At 62.8% G+C, this 1,109-nt stretch carries 1 protein-coding gene; it reads right to left on the reverse strand.

Features of this window, described 5'->3' with window-relative positions; all coding sequences use genetic code 11:
* Positions 1-70: 70 nt before the first annotated feature.
* Positions 71-1,109, reverse strand: a 1,039-nt coding sequence (istA, locus tag ACYP2A_RS26595) for an IS21 family transposase (protein WP_459747667.1), incomplete at its 5' end; no start/stop codon positions are given.

Genomic DNA, 1,109 nt, shown 5'->3' on the forward strand with positions numbered 1-1,109 from the left:
CCGTGCAGGCGCAGGGTGTGCAGCTTGTCGAGGGTCGGGTTGGGCAGCATGTTCAGTTTCCTTTCTCAGGTCAGTGGTAGTAGCCAGGGCCGCGCAGGTTGCTGTGTTCGTCGGGCAGCAGCGGCAGGTTCTGCTGGGCCAGCGGTAACTTCTCCAGCCCTTGGCGCAGGATCGATTCGAGGCTTTTGTAGCTGCATGCGCCCAGGGCCAGAGCGCGTTGACAAGCGGCTTCCAGCCGCGCTTCACCATGCTGTCTGCCCAGACGCAGGATGCCCAGGCAGGGACGGAAGCCGTGCTGTGGGTGGATGCGGCGCTCAAGGATGTGGGCGATGACCCCGGCTGTATTGGGCCCGGTCTGCTCGGCCCAGCGGATCAGACGTTGCGGCGTCCATTCGGCGTGTTCGCGATGGCCCTTGGGCATGTGTTCGGTCTGGGTGGTGTGGCGCCCTTTGAGGTACGAGCGCCGATGGCTGGCCACACGCTGGTTGCCGTGGAAACATTCGACGATCTGCGCCGTCAGCCGCGCGTCGAGCTGCTGCTTGAGTAACTGATAAGGCACCGAGTAGTAATGACCGTCGACCTCGACGTGGTAGTCCAGATGCACCCGCACTTTTTTCCATTCGGCATAGACGTACGGATGCTCGGGCAGCGCTTGCAGCACGGGCTGGTCGATGCTTTCGAAGGCTGAGCGGCGCGAGCCGGGCAGCTTCTTGAAGGGCTTTTGATTGAGGCGTTCCAGCAGCACGCCGATGGCGGTGTTGAGCTCGGTCAGCGAGAAAAACTGGCGGTTGCGCAAGACCGCCAGGATCCAGCGTTCGACGATCTGCACACCAACCTCGACCTTGGCTTTGTCCTTGGGTTTACGCGAGCGGGCGGGCACCACGGCCACACCGTAATGCTCGGCAAGATCGCGATAACTGGGGTTGATATCCGGCTCGTAGCGATGCGCCTTGCTGACACCGCTGCGCAGGTTATCGGGCACCAGGATCTGCGGTGTTCCGCCAAGAAAAGCGAAGCAGCGGGCATGCGAGCCCAGCCAGTCGGGAAGTTTCTGCGACCAGGTGGCCTCGGCGAAGGTGTAGCTGGACGCGCCGAGAACGGCGACGAAG

Source organism: Pseudomonas sp. 3A(2025), from assembly GCF_054589175.1.